Raw genomic sequence first — 17,562 nt, 5'->3', positions numbered from 1 at the left:
AAGGTTCCCTGCGGCATTGGTGCAGTTCAGCGGGTGCCAGCTAGGATCGGCAGGGATAGTTGAAGCAATGATTCTGGAGGAATCCGTGGCAGAGGCCCAGCAGGGACGCAGTGTTTTGGTAACCGGAGGCAACCGCGGCATCGGCCTTGCCATTGCGCGTGCGTTTGTGGACAACGGTGATCGGGTGGCCATCACCTACCGCGGCGGAGAGGTCCCCGAGGGCCTCCTTGGGGTGAAAGCCGACGTGACGAGCGAAGAGCAGGTCGACGCCGCGTTCACTGCCGTGGAGGAAGCCCACGGTCCGGTCGAGGTACTGGTCGCCAACGCCGGCATGACCCGCGACACCCTTCTGCTCAGGATGAGCGAATCCGACTTCACCGACGTCATCGACACGAACCTTACCGGCGCGTTCCGCGTGATCAAGCGGGCATCGAAGGGAATGATCCGGCTCCGCAAGGGCCGCGTCGTGCTGATTTCATCGGTCACCGGGCTGTACGGGGCGCCAGGCCAGATCAACTACTCGGCGTCCAAGGCGGGCCTGATCGGCATCGCCAGGTCGCTCACCCGCGAGCTCGGCTCCCGGGGAATCACCGCCAACGTGGTGGCGCCGGGCTTCATCAACACGGACATGACTGCCGAACTGCCCGAGGACACCCGCAAAAACTACCTTGCCACCATCCCCGCCCGCCGGTTCGCCGAACCCACCGAGGTGGCCAACGTGGTGCGGTGGATTGCGAGCGACGACGCCGCCTACATCTCCGGGGCGATCATCCCCATCGATGGCGGCCTCGGCATGGGCCACTAAGCGCACACCGACCGGTATCACTAGCTTTCACCACCAAGAGTTCACCGACTTAGAGGAGTACCCCCATGGCTGCGCTGAATGGCACAACCGCAATCGTCACCGGATCATCACGCGGAATCGGGGCCGACGTCGCGAAACTGCTCGCCGACCAGGGTGCCGCCGTCGTGGTCAACTACCGTCAGAAGGCTCCCCGCGCCGCGAAGGTGGTGGCGGGGATTGAGGCTGCAGGAGGGAAGGCCGTCGCCGTCGGCGCCGACCTGACCACCGCGGAAGGGGCAGCCGCACTGATCCAGGCCGCGGTGGATACGTTCGGTGGTCTGGGCCTGTTGGTCCTGAACGCGTCGGGAGGCATGGAGTCGGGCGTCGAGGAGGATTACGCGCTGAAGCTGAACCGCGATGCGCAGGTCACCATGCTGAAGGCGGCGGTGGAGGTGATGCCTGCGGGGTCCCGCGTGGTCTTCATCACCAGCCACCAGGCACACTTCATCAACACCGTTCCCACCATGGAAGCCTACGAGGCGGTGGCCCGCAGCAAGCGGGCCGGCGAGGACGCCCTCCGCGAGCTCCTCCCGGAACTGGAGGCCAAGGGCATCACGCTCGTCGTGGTGTCGGGTGACATGATCGAGGGAACCGTGACCGCGACCCTGCTGGACCGGGCTACCCCCGGCGCCATCGAAGCGCGTCGCGAGCAGGCGGGGCGCCTGTACTCGGTCGCCGAGTTCGCCGCCGAGATCGCGAAGATGGCCACTGCGGACGTTCCGAGCGGGCACACCGAGTATGTCGGCGGTTACGAGTACTTCACGAAGTAGCCTGCCCGGGCACCCCCGGATCTCATGATCGGTTTTGGGGCTAGTGGCGGATGAAGTGCTTCACGACGTCCAGGAAGGGTAGGTCGACGGCGACGTCGGCTGCCTCGCGCACCGCCGGCTTCGCGTTGAACGCCACCCCGAGCCCAGCTGCCCCGAGCATGTCGAGGTCATTGGCGCCGTCGCCGACGGCGATCGTCCGCTCCATCGGGACTCCCGCCGCCGCGGCCCAGCGGCGGAGCGAGCGTTCCTTCGCCGCGCGGTCCACGACCGGACCGACCACCTCCCCGGTAAGGTGCCCGCTGCTGACTCCCAGCAGGTTCGCCTCGGCATAGGTTAGGCCGAGTTGTGCGGCGAGCGGGTCCAGCAGTTGGGCGAAGCCGCCCGAAACCGCTGCGACCGCGTGACCGGCAGCCAGGTAGGCACTCACCAGGTCCTCGGCGCCGTCGCTGAGCTCAATCGTTGCCCCCACCTCGGCCAGGACGCCAACAGGCAGCCCTTTGAGTACTGCCACCCGGGATCTGAGGCTCTGCGCGAAGTCAATTTCACCCCGCATCGCCGCGCCGGTGACCGCCGCCACCTCAGCCTCCTTGCCGGCGTGGGCGGCCAGCAACTCGATGACTTCCTGGCGGATCAGCGTGGAATCCACGTCCATGATCAGCAACTTCCGTCCCCTGCCCACCAGCGGGGGAGGGACGACGGCGCAGCTCAGGTCCCGCGTCAGGTGGGGCTGCACCGCGTTCCGCAGGTCGTCGGCACTGCCGTCGAAGGAGACGAACACTGTGGACGCCTGAAACCGCGGGGCGCCAGAGTTTTCCAGTTCGATGATCTCGGCACCGGTGTTCTGGACGGCGCCCTGGACAGCGATCAGGAAATCATCGGGGAGCTGCACACCGTAACTGACGACACCGAATTCCCTGGGCATATTCCTCCACTTTCACCATTCGTCGCAGACCGCAGCGGTCAGCGCCTCTCAGCCATTATTGCCGGGCAACGGCCGGGCCCCGAAATTGTTCCCCGGGTAGCGCAGGACGCCGGCCCGCCTGCTGTCCCGGCCCGCCGCCGCCCGCCCGCGCGCCGGACCACCACCGTTTCGCGTTTGCCACCGCAATTGGCCTAATGTCTAGTGCTATGAGTGATGTTCTTGAGTTAGCTGGGGTAAGCCTCGTCCGGGGCGGCAAGACGCTGCTGGACAGTGTGGACTGGCAGGTCAAGGACGGCGAACGCTGGGTGATCATGGGCCCCAACGGTGCAGGAAAAACCACTCTGCTGCAGGTCGCCGGAGCCCGCATTCACCCCACCCAAGGTGTCGCCGGGATCCTTGACGAAGTGCTCGGCGCTGTTGACGTCTTCGAGCTGCGGCCCCGCATCGGGCTCGCCTCAGCCGCCCTCGCCGCCCAGATCCCCGAGCAGGAAACTGTGCTGAACGTGGTCATTACCGCTTCCTATGGTGTGACCGGCCGGTGGCGTGAACAGTATGAGAAGCAGGACGCCCGGCGGGCGCTGGCTTTGCTTGACGCCTGGGGCATGTCGACTTTCATGAACCGTCCGTTCTCCTCCCTGAGTGAGGGCGAACGCAAGCGGGTCCAGATCGCCCGCGCCCTGATGACCGATCCCGAGCTGCTGCTTCTCGACGAGCCTGGCGCCGGGCTCGACCTGGCCGGCCGGGAAGACCTGATTACCCGGCTCGCTGCCCTGGCCCAGGACGAGGAATCACCGGTCATGATTCTGGTGACCCACCACCTCGAAGAAGTGCCGCCGGGATTCACCCACGCCATGCTGCTGCGCGACGGCGGGGTGGTAGCGTCCGGCCCGATCGAGACGGTCTTCACGGAGGAACACCTCAGCGCGGCCTTTGACGTCCCCCTCGACGTTCGCCAGCAGGACGGCCGCTACACCGCGGTCGCCCGCTCCCGCGCGTAACGGCCGGGGAACCTGCCCGTGGATCTGCTCCAGGGCGCCCTGATTTTCGTGGCCGGCCTGTGGGCCGGTGCCATCAACACGATTGTCGGCTCGGGGACCCTCGTCACCTTTCCGGTCCTCCTGGCGCTGGGGTTCGCCCCGGTCACCGCGACGATCAGCAACGCGATGGGCCTGATCGCTGGCGGCGTCTCGGGAACCTGGGGGTACCGGCGCGAACTCACTGGTCTCCGCTCAACCATCCTCAAGTTGCTGCCCGCATCGGTTCTGGGCGGCATCACTGGAGCCGCCCTGCTGCTGAATTTACCCGAGCAGGTCTTCGAACTTGCGGCGCCAATCCTGATCATCATTGCCTTGGGCTTTGTGATCTTCCAGCCGACACTGCAACGCAGGGTCCTCCTGCGCGCGAAGCTGAGAGGATCCAGCGGATCCCACCCGGTGGGGCTCACCATCCTGGTGTATCTGGCAGGCGTGTACGGCGGCTACTTCGTGGCGGCGCAGGGCATCCTGCTGGTAGGTATCCTCGGCATCTTCCTGCACGGCACCATCCAGAACGCCACCGCCGTCAAGAATCTGTTGGTACTCGCGGTGAACGTGGTGGCCGGCATCTCCTACATGCTTTTCGCCTTTGACCGGATCAACTGGTGGGTGGTCTTGCTCATCGCCGTCAGCTCGCTCATCGGAGGCTTCCTGGGCGCCCTGATCGGGCGCCGGCTACGACCAGTGATTCTGCGCTCCATCATCGTTGCGCTGGGCCTGGTGGCCCTCTACATTATGGTTGCACGGCTGGTCACCGGATGAGCATCAACCGCCTGACCGACCCGGCCGATCCACGGGTGTCGGATTACACGTCCCTCACCGACACTCAGTTGCGACGGCGGAAAGAGCCCGCGGAGGGGCTCTACATCGCCGAAAGCACCAAAGTGCTCCGCCGGGCGATCGACGCCGGTCACACACCTCGGTCCTTCTTCCTGACCGACAAGTGGCTACCGGACCTGCAGGACCTCGTGGACCGGTTCCCCGACGTTCCGGCGTTCATCGGAACGGAGCAGATCCTCGAGCACATCACCGGTTTCCATCTGCACCGCGGAGCATTGGCCGCGATGGACCGTCCACAGCCTCTGGCCCTCGACGACGTACTGTCCGGCGCCCACCGTATCGCCGTCCTCGAGGACATCGTCGACCACACCAACCTGGGCGCCATCTTCCGGTCCGCCGCGGCACTGGGAGTCGACGCCGTAGTGATCAGCCCCCGCTGCGCCGACCCGCTCTATCGCCGGGCCATCCGCGTGAGCATGGGAGCCGTCTTTCAGGTGCCCTGGGTCAGGTTGACCGAATGGCCTGCCCCGTTGGGCGACCTGCAGCGGGCCGGGTTTGTGGTGGCGGGCCTGGCACTCGGGGAGCAGACCATCAACCTTGACAAGCTCAGCGCGGCACGCCACGACCGGCTCGCGCTGGTCCTCGGGACCGAGGGGGACGGCCTCTCCCAGGCGAGCCTCGACGTCGCCGACCACAGCGTGCAGATCCCCATGCGGGCGGGCGTCGACTCGCTCAATGTGGCGGCCGCCAGCGCCGTCGCGTTCTGGGAATGCCGCCCGCGCTAGGCGAGCCACGCACGCCTGTAGTGCTTTGGCCCCGGCGGCGTCACGTGCGGTAGAGTAGGTAGCTGGTCCCTGGGCCAGCCAACGTATTCAACCCCCTTGTGTCTGGCCAAATCCAGGCAACTAACGAAGGTAACACTGTGAAGTCTGATACCCACCCCAAGTACTCAGCGGTCGTTTTCCGTGACCTCGCGTCCGAGAAGTCATTCCTGACCAGGTCCACCGTGACCTCCAAGAAGACCATTGAATGGGAAGACGGCAACACCTACCCACTGGTCGAGGTCGAAATCTCCTCCGAGTCGCACCCTTTCTACACCGGCAAGCAGCGGATCATGGACTCCGCTGGCCGCGTGGAGCGCTTCAACGCCCGCTTCAAGGGCTTCGGCAAGAAGTAACTGCCGACAGCAGACTGGTCTGCCGGATGGGTCCGGACCGCTTCGGCGGTCCGGGCCATCTTTCGTTCACCCCACTTTCCAGCCGTTCAAGGAGTGCTCCCCATGACCAGCCAGCCACCTGTCGGACCCCTACACGGTGAGTACAAGGTGCCCGGCGGCAAGCTGGTCGCGGCGGACTTCGAGGTCATTGACGGCGCACTGACCGGCGTGTCCATCAACGGCGATTTTTTCCTTGAACCCGACGAGGCGCTCGATGACATTAACGCGGCTCTGGAGGGGCTCCCCGCTGGTGCCTCGCACGGCGAGCTGACTGCCGCCGTCGCGCAGGGCCTGGATCCGGCAGCACAGCTGTTTGGTTTCTCGCCGGAGGCGGTGGCTACGGCCCTCCGCCGGGCCCTCGGGCTGGCCACCGGGTGGGCCGACCACGAATGGGACATCATTGGGCCTACCCCGCTGTCCACCGAGATGCATGTGGCGATGGATGAGGTGCTGACCCGGGATGTGGGTGATGGGCGCCGCAATCCCACGCTGCGGTTCTGGGAGTGGGAATCGCCGTCGGTGGTGATTGGGAGTTTCCAGTCGATGCGTAACGAGGTCGACCCCGGCGGCGTGGCGCGGCATGGGGTGACAGTGGTCCGGCGGATCAGCGGCGGCGGAGCCATGTTCATGGAGCACGGCAACGCCATCACCTACTCCCTATACCTGCCGCAGACGCTGGTGGACTCCTTGAGCTTCGCCGAGTCATATCCATTCCTTGACGCCTGGGTGATGGACGCGTTGCGAACCCTTGGGATCGAGGCCTGGTATCAGCCACTCAACGACATCGCGACCGACGTCGGCAAGATTGGCGGTGCCGCCCAGAAGCGGCTGAGCAACGGCGGCATGTTGCACCACGTCACCATGTCCTACGACATCGACGCCGACAAGATGCTCCAGGTGCTGCGCATCGGCAAGGAAAAACTATCCGACAAGGGCACCCGGAGCGCGAAAAAACGGGTTGACCCGCTCCGCCGCCAGACCGGCCGGTCCCGGGAGGACATCATCAAGGTCATGATTGACACCTTCCGGGCGAAGTACGGAGCACGCGATTCGACGTTCACCGACGACGAGCTGGCACGTGCCGAGCGGCTGGTCGAGGAGAAGTTCGGCACCTCTGAGTGGCTGTACCGGGTGACCTAGAAACCGTCTGCCGGGTTTTCAGGAGTGCTTTTCCTGGGCATTCAAGGACCGCAGCAGGTGGTCGCGTTCCTCGACGACAATCCGGCGCAGGGCCGACGGAGAAGAACTGTGGGTTGCGAGCCAGGCGTCGGCGGCCAACACCACCCGGTGCTTACGGGCCGGTAGGCCGGGCGTCAGATCCTGCGAGCCGGGAAACAGGCCACGCACAATCCGGCTGGCCATTTCGATGCCCAGCGTGTCCCAGACCCGTCCGATTTCAGCGAAGTAGGGGTCCACATACGGGTCCCGCAGGTCGCTGGGGCCCTCCACGAAACCGGCGATCGTCGCTGAGAGCAGCTCGTTGGACAACCGGGTGTCGAACACTGCCTCCCGCCACGCTTTCTCCTTGATGGCCGGGTCCGGCACCGAGGTGGACGCCCTGGTGAAACCCGTTTTGCCTGCGGCGGTGCGGTCGCGGCCCAGTTCCGCTTCAAGTTCGGGCCCCGCCGCCTTGCCCTGCGCGGCCAGGGCCTGCCACAGGAGCCAGCGCAGCTCGGCATCCACGGCAAGCCCGGGGACCGTCGCCTCCTGACCGTCGAGCAGGTCTCGGAACAGCCCGACATAGGTGTCGCTGTGCAGGCCCAGGGCCGCTGCCGCCCGAGCCCAGACCAGCTGCAGGTCGGAGGCGGGTTCGGCGGCGTGCAGTCCGTCCACCACGAAACCGAACAGGTGCTCCCGCAGCCCGGCACGCGCTCCCGCAGCCGCGTAGTGTTCGACCGCATAGTGGGCGTTCCGGAGCATCACCTGCAGGGCTCCGACACCGGCTTCCAGTGGCGCTGCGAGTTGCACCGCACCCATATAGTCCACAGCGGATAAGGCCGCGTCGCGGGTATTCGACCACAGTGCGGCCTGGCAGACAGCGCGCGCCAGCGGCTCGTCGAGGCGGCCCACGCTGGCCAGCAGGGTGGTCAGGGACCGGTCGTCGAAGCTGATCTTCGCGTAGGTCAGGTCGTCGTCGTTGATGAGGAGCAGATCGGGCTGGGCGGTGCCGACCAGCTCCGGGACGGCCGTCAGGTCTCCGTCCACCCGGACCTCGACCATCCCGGTGCGCACCAGTGCGCCGTCGCTGAGGCTAAACAGTCCCAGCCGCAGCTGGTGTGGGCGGAGTGCCGACTCGCCGGTGACTGGGTCGATGGCGTTCTGGCGGATGAGCACCGAGCGGTAGGCTCCGTCGCCGTCGACCTCCACCTCGGCGCCCAACAAGGGCACGCCCGAGGTCTGTAGCCATTGCCGGGCCCAGCCGGCCATGTCCTGGCCGGTCGCAGCGGTGAGCGCCGAGAGGAGGTCGGACAGCCGGGTATTGCCGAAGGCATGGGTGGCGAAGTAGGCCCGGGCCGCGGCGAAGAACGCCTCGCTGCCGGCGTAAGCCACCAGCTGCTTCAGGACCGAGGCACCCTTGGCGTAGGTGATGCCGTCGAAGTTCTGTTTGGCGGCCTCAAAGTCGACGATGTCAGCGGTGATGGGGTGGGTGGACGGCAGTTGGTCCTGCAGATAAGCCCAGGCCTTCCGCCGGTTGGCGAAGCTCACCCAGGAGATGGCCGAACCGGTGGCCTCGGCGACGGCCAGCGCGCCCATGTAGTCGGCGAAGGATTCCTTGAGCCACAGGTCGTCCCACCAGAACATCGTGACCAGATCGCCGAACCACATGTGGGCCATCTCGTGGAGGATGGTGTTGGCGCGGGCCTCGTACTGGTCGTGGGTGGCCTTGGACCGGAAAATGTAGGCTTCGGTGAAGGTCACCAGGCCCGGGTTTTCCATCGCGCCGAGGTTGTATTCGGGGACGAACGCCTGCTCATATTTGCCGAACGGGTACGGGTAGTCGAACCGAGAGTGAAAGTAGTCGAGGCCTTGTTTCGTGACGTCGAAGATGGTGTCCGTGTCGAATGAGCCGGCCAGGGACGCCCTGCAATACAGTCCGAGTGGCACCTCAAGGGTTGAGCCGTCCGACATGGTCCCAGTCCAGTGGTCGGCTGCAGTGAAGTACGGGCCGGCGAGGATCGTGGTGATGTAGGTGGAGATCCGCTCGGTCGGGGCGAAGTGCCACACCGCGATGCCGTCCCCGGCGGTGTCCCGTGCGGTTTCGGCGCCGTTAGAGGCGACTGTCCATTCGGCGGGCGCGCTGACGGAGAAGGTGAAGGCCGCCTTGAGGTCGGGCTGCTCAAAGTTGGCGAATACCCGGCGGGCGTCGGCCGGTTCGTACTGCGTGTAGAGATAGGTCTCGCCGTCGGCGGGATCTGTGAAGCGGTGCATGCCCTCGCCGCTCCGGCTATAAAGAGCCGTACCCGTGACGGTGACGGTGTTGTCCGCGGCCAGCCCCGGGAGGGTGATCCGTGCGCCGTCGACGACGACGGCCGGGTCCAGGTCGCTGCCGTTGAGGTTAACCGAGTGGACTGTCCCGGCGATGAAGTCCATGAAGGTTTCGCTACCCGGCTCGGCGCAGGCGAACCTGACCGTCGATCGGGACCGGAACCCGGCGGTGTCGGGGTCAGCGGCGGTGCTCAGGTCCAGGTGGACCTCGTAGCTGTCGACGCTCAGGAGAGTAGACCGGTGGGCCGCTTCATCGCGGCGGAGATTTTCGTTCATCACCCGGTCATTCAATCACGGCTGACCGACGGTGCCCCTGCTGGGGTCGATCGACTCCTACCCCTGATCGCAAGCGATGGTCCGGGCAGTCCGCCGCGACACAAGCTCGCCCAGCGACTCTCTCCGCGCTGCCGGATCGCAATGCCTTGCCGGGTCGCAGAATCGGGCCCGTCATGTGACCTACTGCACAATATGTAATAGAGGAAATCCGTGGCAATGTTGACGCCATGTCCGACCTCTTCGAAGATTATGCAGCAGCAGCCAGCCGAACCCCCGCGTTCGACGAAATGTTCGCTCCCGGCCAACTGGCCCGCAGCGAGTATAGCCAGGTGGCCGCCGCCCTCAACGAACTGAACCTCGCCGATGTCACTGCCCGCGCCGATTCAATGGCCCGCACCTTCCTCGATCGCGGAGTCACGTTCGACTATGCGGGGGAGGAGCGGCCGTTCCCGTTGGACATTGTGCCGCGCGTCATCTCCGGCACCGACTGGCAGGTTCTCGAGCAGGGGGTCACGCAGCGGGTTCGCGCGCTTGAAGCCTTCCTCAACGACGTCTACGACAAGATGTCAGTGGTGGCCGACGGAGTCATTCCCCGCCGCCTCATCACCTCCAGTGCCCACTTCCACCGGCAGGTGTCGGGCTTCGACCCCGCAGGCGGGGTACGGGTCCACATCTCAGGGATCGACGTCGTCCGAGACCAGGAGGGCACGTTCCGGGTCCTCGAAGACAACGTCCGCGTCCCGAGCGGGGTGAGCTACGTGCTGGAGAACCGGCGAGCCATGGCCAAGGGGCTGCCCGAGGCCTTCGGGCAGCAGCACATCCGGCCGGTCGAGGAGTACCCGCGGCGGCTCCTTGCAGCGCTCCGCAAGACGGCGCCGTCGTCGGCTGAAGACCCAACCGTGGTGGTCCTTACCCCCGGCGTGTTCAACTCCGCCTACTTCGAACACACGCTGCTTGCGGGCTTGATGGGCGTTGAGTTGGTGGAGGGCCGCGACCTGATTTGCCGCGGCAACCGCGTCTACATGCGCACCACCGCTGGCGAACAGCGCGTCGACGTCATCTACAAACGGATCGACGACGAATTCCTCGATCCCCTGCACTTCCGCGCTGATTCAATGCTCGGCTGTCCCGGGCTGGTCAACGCGGCCCGCGCCGGCACAGTCACCATCGCCAACGCGCTGGGCAACGGGGTGGCCGACGACAAACTGGTCTACACCTACGTCCCCGACCTGATTCGGTACTACCTCGCCGAAGAACCCATCATCGCCAATGTTGACACCTACCGGCTGGAGGATCCGGCTGCCCGCGAAGAGGTACTGGACCGGCTGGATGAGCTGGTAGTTAAACCGGTGGACGGCTCCGGCGGCAAGGGTCTGGTCATCGGCCCCGACGCGTCGAAGGACGAGTTGGACGCGCTGCGGGAGCGGATTATCACTGATCCCCGCGGCTGGATTGCCCAGCCCGTCCTGCAGTTGTCAACGGTTCCCACCATGTCCGGCGGGCAGTTCAGCCCTCGCCATGTGGACCTGCGCCCGTTCGCCGTGAACGACGGCGACGATGTCTGGGTGCTCCCCGGCGGTCTGACCCGGGTGGCCATGAAGGAGGGGTCGCTGATTGTCAATTCGAGCCAAGGCGGCGGATCCAAGGACACCTGGGTGGTCGACGAACAGAACCAGGCGCCGGTGCGTCCGGTGATCGACACCGTTCGACGGCCGGTTCAGGAGCGGGTCTGGCCGATTGAGTCCGGGTGGCAGGACCGGCAACCTGAACAGCAACAGCAACAACTGGGGTCTGCCGATTGTCTAGCCGGGGCTGGCCGCCCGAATCATGGAGAGGAGACAGTCGATGCTTAGCCGGATCGCCGAATCGCTGTTCTGGATTGGTCGCTACGTGGAGCGGGCTGATGGGACCGCCCGTATTCTCGACGTCCACCTGGAGCGTCTGAACCAGATGCCGCGGGCCGAACAGCGGGACGTGTCCCGTCAGTTGCTGGGCGTCATGGGCAGCCGGGCAGACGGCGAAGAGCTTGAATTGTCTGACCTGTTGCAGTCGCTGGCCTACGACAGGACCAGTACCACCTCGATCGCCGGCGCTTTGGGCGCGGCACGGGAGAACGCCCGACGGGCACGGGAGACTGTGTCCGGCAGCGTCTGGGAGAGCCTCAATACGACGTGGTACGGCCTGACCCAGCATCGGAAGGATGTGGTGGGCACCTACCGGTTCTGCCACTGGGTGGTTGAACGCACGGCAATGATCCGTGGGTTGTCGGACACCACGATGAGCCATGACGAGAGCTGGCAGTTCCTGGTGCTGGGCCGCAGCCTCGAGCGGGCCGACATGACTGCGCGCATGCTTTCCACCCACGACGTGCACGCTGCTGGCATGTCCTGGGTCAACATGCTGCGTTGCGCCGGCGCGTACGAGTCCTTTTTGCGCACCCGCAGGGCATCGTTCGGGGACCAGCAGGCGGCGGAGTTCCTGCTGCTGGACCGGTTGTTCCCCCGCTCGATTGTGTACGCTCTCAGCGACGCCGAGAAGTGCCTGATTAACCTCAACCCTGCGTATCGCAGGGTCGGGTTCATCAACGATGCGAGCCGCATTGTGGGGCAGGCCAGGACGTTCCTTGAGTTCCACCAGACCGACGATCTGATGGCTGAGTTGCCCGAGCACATGGAACGCGTCCAGAAGGCCTGTGCGCAGGCTTCCGACGCGATCTCACGCACCTACTTTTCCCAGGCTGACGAACTGGCCTGGGTGGGAGAACTTTCATGACCCGCCTGCTCATAACCCATCGCACTGGCTACAACTACGTGCGCAAGGTCGCCCTGTCCTACAACGAAGCACGTATGACCCCACTGACCGATCCTCAGCAGGTGGTGTTGGAATCGACGCTGAAGGTGTCGCCGTCGAGCGCTGCCGTCTCGACGTACCGCGACTATTGGGGGACCCGGGTCACGGCTTTCGATATGCAAAGCGCCCACGAGGCACTCGAGGTCACTGCGGTCACCACGGTTGAGGTGAGCCGGATCGAGCGCATCACGGCAGAGGAAGAAGTGGTGACCTGGGAACGGCTGGGGTCCGACGACGTCATCAACGAGTTTGGGGACTGGCTCCCACAGACCAGCTTGACCGACCCCGACCCGGAGGTCAGCGCCAGAGCGCTGCAGCTGGCGACCGACTGCAATCCTCATCAGGCAGTGCACGCGATCTTCGACTGGATTAAGGAAGAGATGTCCTATGTGCAGGGTGTCACCGGGGTGCAAACCAATGCGCGGGAGGCCTGGGACACGCGTAAGGGGGTCTGCCAGGACCTCGCACATCTCGCTATCGGCGCGTTCCGTAGCATCGGCATCCCGGCCCGCTACATCTCCGGGTATCTGCATCCACGCAGCAGCGCTGGCATCGGGGAGACCGTCGCCGGACAGTCGCACGCCTGGGTGGAGTGGTGGGACGGCGAGTGGCGCGGCTGGGACCCGACCAACAGCGGACCGGTCAGCGATTTCCACGTGTCGGTGGCCCGCGGACGAGATTACAAGGACGTTTCGCCGCTGAAGGGCATTTTGTCCGGCGGCGGCGGGTCGACGCTCAACGTCAAGGTCGAGATCACCCGCGTCGCCTAGGACGCTGCTGATCTATTCGGGTGGTTTAAGGCGCGCCTCCTCGGATATCCGCGGATGTCGTTAAGGCTTGGGTCAGGCAGGGTCGTGATGATGGTCAGCGTCAGCTTCTGGATGTCGATGGGCTGGCGGGGCATATGCTCCCGGCGGGGTCGGTGTTCGCGTTCCTCGCCGGGCACCGGCACACGTTGTTCCCGGATGACGCGTTCGAGGACCTGTTTCCCTCGGGGCGCGGCAGGCCGTCAATCCCGGCGGATGTGATCGCCTCGATCATGGTGTTGCAGACCCTGCACAACCTCTCGGACCGGGAAGCCGCTGACGCGGTCACCTTTGATCTGCGCTGGAAAGCTGCGTGCGGGTTCGCGCTGACGGAGACCTCGTTCCGCCCGACGGTGTTGACATATTGGCGGCGCCAACTCGCGGCTAGTAAGAGCCCGCACCGGATTTTCGTGGCAGTGACCGAGGTCATCGCGCAATCCGGGGCGTTGTCGGGGCGCAAGCGCCGGGCACTGGACTCGACGATCCTTGAGGACGCTGTCGCCCGTCAGGACACTGTCACCCAGCTCATCGCGCAGATCCGCCGGGTTGCCCGGGAAGTCCCGGGCGCCGACGTGGTCGTGGCGGGTTTGACCGGACATGACGACTCGAAGCCGGGGAAACCTGACATCGCCTGGGATGACCGGGTTGCCCGGGACGACCTCGTCTCCAGGCTCGTCACGGACGCCCTGGCCCTGCTGGCGGCCATCGAGGTGGAGACGCTCACGGATGCGCAGCAGGAGATTGTGGCCTTGTTGGCGCTGGTCGCCGGGCAGGACGTGGAACCGGCGGAGGGCTCCGATGGCACCGACGGGCGGTGGGAAATCGCCCGCCGGGTCGCCCCGGACCGGGTCATCTCCACCATCGATCCCGATGCCCGCCATGCGCATAAGAGCCGGCAGAAGAAGATCGACGGATTCAAGAGCCGCATCGTGATCGAGCCCGACACGGGCCTGGTCACCGCGGCCGCCCTGACAAAGGCGGCCGGGCCGGAGAACAGCGACGCGGCCCGCGGCGCGGAACTCGTCGCCGCGGACACGAGCATCGGCAGCCAAAAGATCGAGGTGCTCGGTGATTCCGCCTACGGCAGCGGGGAGCTCCTCGCCGCCATCACGAAAGCCGGTCACACCCCGATCATCAAGCCCATGCCGCTGGGCCGGGCCATCCCGGGCGGGTTCAGCGTCGATGACTTCACCATCGACGAGGATGCGAAGACCGCGACCTGCCCCGCGAAGATCACCCGCCCCATCAGCGCGAAAGGGCGGGTGAGTTTTGGCAGTTCCTGCAAGTCCTGCTCGCTCATGCAGCAGTGCACGACTGCACGCAACGGCAAAAAAATGACGATTCACCCGCACGACCGGCTCCGCCGCGAACACCGGGCCAGGGCTTCCGATCCGGAATTCCAAACCGTTTACCAGGCCGCCGCTGGCCACTGGCGGCCCCACGCGGACCTACGCGACCCCCACCCAGCCCAGCTCGACGGCACCACAACCGAATTTCGGCCACGCATCGGCGCGCGCTACGCCCAGAAACGGTGCAAAAAATGCCCCTCCGTGACTCGCAAAACCTCCCGAACCAACCTAAATCAGCTCGCTCCTAGTACCGGGTCCCGACCACAGCCTGAGCGCAGTATCCCGTGTTCGCTGTGGGCGTAATTTGGCTGGGTTGCAACCTGTCTTTCCGGCCTTGAAATGTCGGAGGCGGGTGATGTGATAGAGGTATGAAGCAGAAGGTCCGCACCGGAACTCATCGGTTTGCAGGCAACAGCCCAGCCACGTTGGTGGAGGTGGCTGGCCCAGAATCATTGGTGGGCATGTTGACGCCGCAAGGCTCCCGGGCACACGAGGCCGGGGGAGGACCTGATACTGCTGAGTTGTTGGTGGCGGTGGAGCGGTTGGCGTCGTGGGTCGCTGCCCGGCAGGCGGAGCTGGTTGCTGCCCTCCATGTTGAGGTGCAGGCCCAGGCCGCCGCCCTTGCTGCCTCGCGTAGCGGATCGGGTTCGCAGATTGGTAACGGGCTCGGCTTCACCCTTTCTGCCGAGGAATTGGCGCCGTTGCTGAATATTTCCGGCCGGGCAGCGCACCGGTTGCTGGGTCAGAGCCTGACCCTGGTCCTGGACCTCCCGAAAACCCTGCACTGCCTGGGCCGGGGAATGATTTCGGTCCGGCAAGCCCAGCTGATCGCCGACGAAGTGTTGTTCTTACCGGCCGAGGTGTTGCCTGGGTTCGAGGATCAGGTCCTGGCCCGCGGCGCGCATCTGACCCCGCCACGGTTGAGGGCGACCTGTCACCGGGTCCGGGAAAGACTGCATCCCGCATCCATCGTCACCCGTAAGGCCGCCGCAGCCTTGGACCGGCACGTGGAAGTGACCTCAGCCCAGGACGGGATGGCCTGGCTCTCCGCGTATCTGCCGGCCGAGCAGGCCTGCGGCATCGAACACCGCCTGACCTTCACCGCACGGGCCCTGCAAAACCCGTCCGAATCCCGGACCCTCACCCAACTCAAGGCCGACGTCTTCAGCGACCTCCTCACCCACCACTGCCCACCCACCGAGAGCACTCACCACGACGACGCCGACGCTGATGGTGCTGGCGGTGCCGCTGACGGCCGCGCCGGCACTGGTGATACCGGTGGTGCCGGTGGTGCTGCTGGGGCTGGTGGTGGTGGGTTGGTTGATCTGGCGTCGGTGAAGGGTGTGCAGCCGGTGGTGTTCGTGACCGTTCCGGTGCTGACCCTGCTCGGCGGCGATGGGCCGGCCGACCTCGAAGGGTACGGGCCGATCGACCCGGAAACGGCACGCCAACTCGCCGCCCACGCCCCCGGATTCATCAGGATCCTCACCCACCCCGAAACCGGGACCGTGCTCAGCGTCGGCCGGGACCGCTACAAAGTCCCCCAAGGCCTGCGCACCACAATCCTGGTCAGGGATAAAACCTGCCGCCACCCGGGCTGCAACCGGTCCGCGCCGGCCTGCGATATCGACCACACGATCCCCTGGCACCAGGGCGGGACCACCAGCTACGACAACCTGGCAGCGCTCTGCCGACGCCACCATATGCTCAAAACCGAGGGTTTCTGGCACTACGAACAACCCGAACCAGGGACCATCGCCGCTACCTCACTGACCGGCAAAAACTACACCACCCTGCCCCAACCACCACCCTTCTAACCTGGGGCAACGTGGGGCACCACCCGGTCAGATTCCGGCACAGAGTGCGCACGGGAAGCAGTAGCGCGGACGAAGCAAAAACTGGGAGGACTTTGAGCGGTGCGGACGCGGGTGCCAGGAGAGTAAAGCCGGTGAGGCCTACACGAACTCCCTATCCTGGGAGGACTACCTGCCCCTTGCTGAGGATGGTGAGGCCCGACTCCGTCACGGTATATCCGCGGCTGAGATCCATTTCCCGGTCTACACCGATCCGCGCGCCGGCCGGCACCCTGACGTTCTTGTCGATAATCGCCCGCCGCACAATGGCTCCCGCCCCGATTGAAACCTTGTCCATCAGGACCGACCCGGACACCGATGCGCCCTCGTCCACGAACACATCGGTAGCAAGGATAGATCCCTGTACCTGGCCGCCGGAGACCACCGCGCCGTTTGAGACGATCGAGTCATGGGCTACACCTGAGCCACCCGATGCGCTGCGGACGAATTTAGCCGGGGGAGAGACACTCTGCCGCGTATAGATTGGCCACTCCAGGTTGTACAGATTGAACAGCGGCAGGGGCGAGATCAGGTCCATGTTCGCGTCGTAATAGGAGTCAAGGGTTCCGACGTCGCGCCAATACTGCCGATCCCTGTCGGTCGAACCGGCGATGTCATTGGATGTGAAGTCGTAAACCGCCGCATCCCCTCGCTCCACGAAAGAGGGAATGATGTCACCGCCCATGTCATGTTTGGTGTTCAGCCGGGCGGCATCTTCTTCGAGGGCGGCGACCAGCGCGTCGGCGGTGAACACATAGTTGCCCATCGAGGCCAGGAAGCTGTTCGGGTCATCGGGGAGCCCAGGGGTGCTTTCGGGCTTTTCAACAAATCCGGAAATCCTGCCGTTACCGTCCGTCTGAATGACGCCGAACTGGTCCACCAGGTTCATCGGCTGCCGCACCGCCGCAACACTGGCCGACGCACCGCTGGCAATGTGGGCAGTAACCATCTGCTCAAAGTCCATCCGGTAGACGTGGTCGGCGCCAATCACCACCACAATGTCGGGATTAGCGTCGTGGATCAGGTTCAACGACTGATAGATGGCGTTGGCGCTGCCCAGGAACCAGCTCTTCCCGCGCCGCTGCTGCGCCGGGACCGACGCCACATACTGCTGCAGCTGGGTCGACATCCGCCAGGTCTCGGAAATATGGCGGTCCAGGCTGTGGGACTTGTACTGCGTGAGCACCACGATCTCCAGATACCCAGAGTTGACGAGGTTCGACAAGGCGAAATCGATCAGCCGGTAGATGCCCCCGAACGGCACCGCAGGCTTCGCACGATCGGCCGTGAGCGGCATGAGCCGTTTCCCCTCGCCCCCGGCCAGGACAATCGCCAGTACCTTCTTCAATGCCACGAGTGGCCCCCTGCCATGCTGT

Annotated in this window: 15 protein-coding genes; 12 read left to right on the top strand and 3 right to left on the bottom strand. The window is 65.2% G+C overall.

Annotated features, from left to right (window positions below; genetic code table 11):
- The first annotated feature begins 67 nt into the window (after positions 1–67).
- Both ACX80G_RS09185 and ACX80G_RS09180 read left to right on the top strand, forming a co-directional pair.
- Positions 68–805, top strand: coding sequence for a beta-ketoacyl-ACP reductase (locus ACX80G_RS09185; RefSeq protein WP_459307337.1), 738 nt, complete (start codon positions 68–70; stop codon positions 803–805).
- A gap of 65 nt (positions 806–870) precedes the next feature.
- A complete protein-coding gene (locus ACX80G_RS09180; RefSeq protein ID WP_459307336.1) occupies positions 871–1,614 on the top strand; it encodes an SDR family oxidoreductase in 744 nt (247 codons plus the stop codon).
- Between the two features lie 40 nt (positions 1,615–1,654).
- On the opposite strand, the gene serB is transcribed toward ACX80G_RS09180, so the two are convergent.
- Complete coding sequence (gene serB, locus ACX80G_RS09175; RefSeq protein ID WP_459307335.1) at positions 1,655–2,536, bottom strand: phosphoserine phosphatase SerB; 882 nt, start codon at positions 2,534–2,536, stop codon at positions 1,655–1,657.
- Between the two features lie 206 nt (positions 2,537–2,742).
- On the opposite strand from serB, the gene ACX80G_RS09170 reads away from it, so the two are divergent.
- The 5 genes from ACX80G_RS09170 to lplAB all read left to right on the top strand — a co-directional run bounded on the left by ACX80G_RS09170 (position 2,743) and on the right by lplAB (position 6,706).
- The gene (locus ACX80G_RS09170; RefSeq protein ID WP_459307334.1) at positions 2,743–3,534 is read left to right on the top strand and encodes an ABC transporter ATP-binding protein; all 792 of its coding nucleotides are present in this window, start codon (positions 2,743–2,745) and stop codon (positions 3,532–3,534) included.
- An 18-nt stretch (positions 3,535–3,552) separates the two neighbouring features.
- Complete coding sequence (locus ACX80G_RS09165; RefSeq protein ID WP_459307333.1) at positions 3,553–4,332, top strand: sulfite exporter TauE/SafE family protein; 780 nt, start codon at positions 3,553–3,555, stop codon at positions 4,330–4,332.
- Positions 4,329–5,135: a TrmH family RNA methyltransferase gene (locus tag ACX80G_RS09160; RefSeq protein ID WP_459307332.1), complete on the top strand. Its 807-nt coding sequence runs from the start codon at positions 4,329–4,331 to the stop codon at positions 5,133–5,135. The genes ACX80G_RS09165 and ACX80G_RS09160 overlap by 4 nt, the downstream gene beginning before the upstream one ends.
- Before the next feature lie 137 nt (positions 5,136–5,272).
- Positions 5,273–5,527, top strand: a complete 255-nt coding sequence (locus ACX80G_RS09155; RefSeq protein ID WP_459307331.1) for a type B 50S ribosomal protein L31 — start codon at positions 5,273–5,275, stop codon at positions 5,525–5,527.
- Between the two features lie 102 nt (positions 5,528–5,629).
- Positions 5,630–6,706 carry a lipoate-protein ligase LplAB gene (gene lplAB / locus ACX80G_RS09150; RefSeq protein WP_459307330.1) on the top strand — a complete coding sequence of 359 codons (1,077 nt, stop codon included), beginning with the start codon at positions 5,630–5,632 and terminating at the stop codon, positions 6,704–6,706.
- Positions 6,707–6,724: 18 nt separating this feature from the next.
- Here lplAB and pepN read toward each other — a convergent pair whose 3' ends face one another.
- Complete coding sequence (gene pepN / locus ACX80G_RS09145; RefSeq protein WP_459307329.1) at positions 6,725–9,328, bottom strand: aminopeptidase N; 2,604 nt, start codon at positions 9,326–9,328, stop codon at positions 6,725–6,727.
- A gap of 227 nt (positions 9,329–9,555) precedes the next feature.
- Here pepN and ACX80G_RS09140 point away from each other — a divergent pair, with 227 nt between their 5' ends.
- From ACX80G_RS09140 to ACX80G_RS09120, 5 genes are all read left to right on the top strand, one after another.
- Positions 9,556–11,181, top strand: a complete 1,626-nt coding sequence (locus tag ACX80G_RS09140) for a circularly permuted type 2 ATP-grasp protein (protein ID WP_459307328.1) — start codon at positions 9,556–9,558, stop codon at positions 11,179–11,181.
- Positions 11,174–12,100 (top strand): alpha-E domain-containing protein, encoded by a 927-nt coding sequence (locus ACX80G_RS09135; protein ID WP_459307327.1) that lies wholly within the window; start codon positions 11,174–11,176, stop codon positions 12,098–12,100. The genes ACX80G_RS09140 and ACX80G_RS09135 overlap by 8 nt, the downstream gene beginning before the upstream one ends.
- Entirely contained in the window at positions 12,097–12,948 is an 852-nt protein-coding gene (locus ACX80G_RS09130; RefSeq protein WP_459307326.1) for a transglutaminase family protein, read from the top strand. Before ACX80G_RS09135 ends, ACX80G_RS09130 begins: the two co-directional genes overlap by 4 nt.
- 44 nt (positions 12,949–12,992) lie before the next feature.
- Positions 12,993–14,636, top strand: a complete 1,644-nt coding sequence (locus ACX80G_RS09125) for an IS1182 family transposase (RefSeq protein ID WP_459307438.1) — start codon at positions 12,993–12,995, stop codon at positions 14,634–14,636.
- Positions 14,637–14,701: 65 nt separating this feature from the next.
- Positions 14,702–16,150 (top strand): HNH endonuclease signature motif containing protein, encoded by a 1,449-nt coding sequence (locus ACX80G_RS09120; RefSeq protein ID WP_459307325.1) that lies wholly within the window; start codon positions 14,702–14,704, stop codon positions 16,148–16,150.
- A 151-nt stretch (positions 16,151–16,301) separates the two neighbouring features.
- Here ACX80G_RS09120 and glgC read toward each other — a convergent pair whose 3' ends face one another.
- Positions 16,302–17,540 (bottom strand): glucose-1-phosphate adenylyltransferase, encoded by a 1,239-nt coding sequence (glgC, locus tag ACX80G_RS09115; protein WP_459307324.1) that lies wholly within the window; start codon positions 17,538–17,540, stop codon positions 16,302–16,304.
- Positions 17,541–17,562 lie beyond the last annotated feature (22 nt).

The sequence above is a fragment of the Arthrobacter glycogeni genome (genome assembly GCF_054510815.1).
Note: the sequence above shows the minus strand (reverse complement) of the source record. Positions and strands in the feature narration are given on the sequence as shown.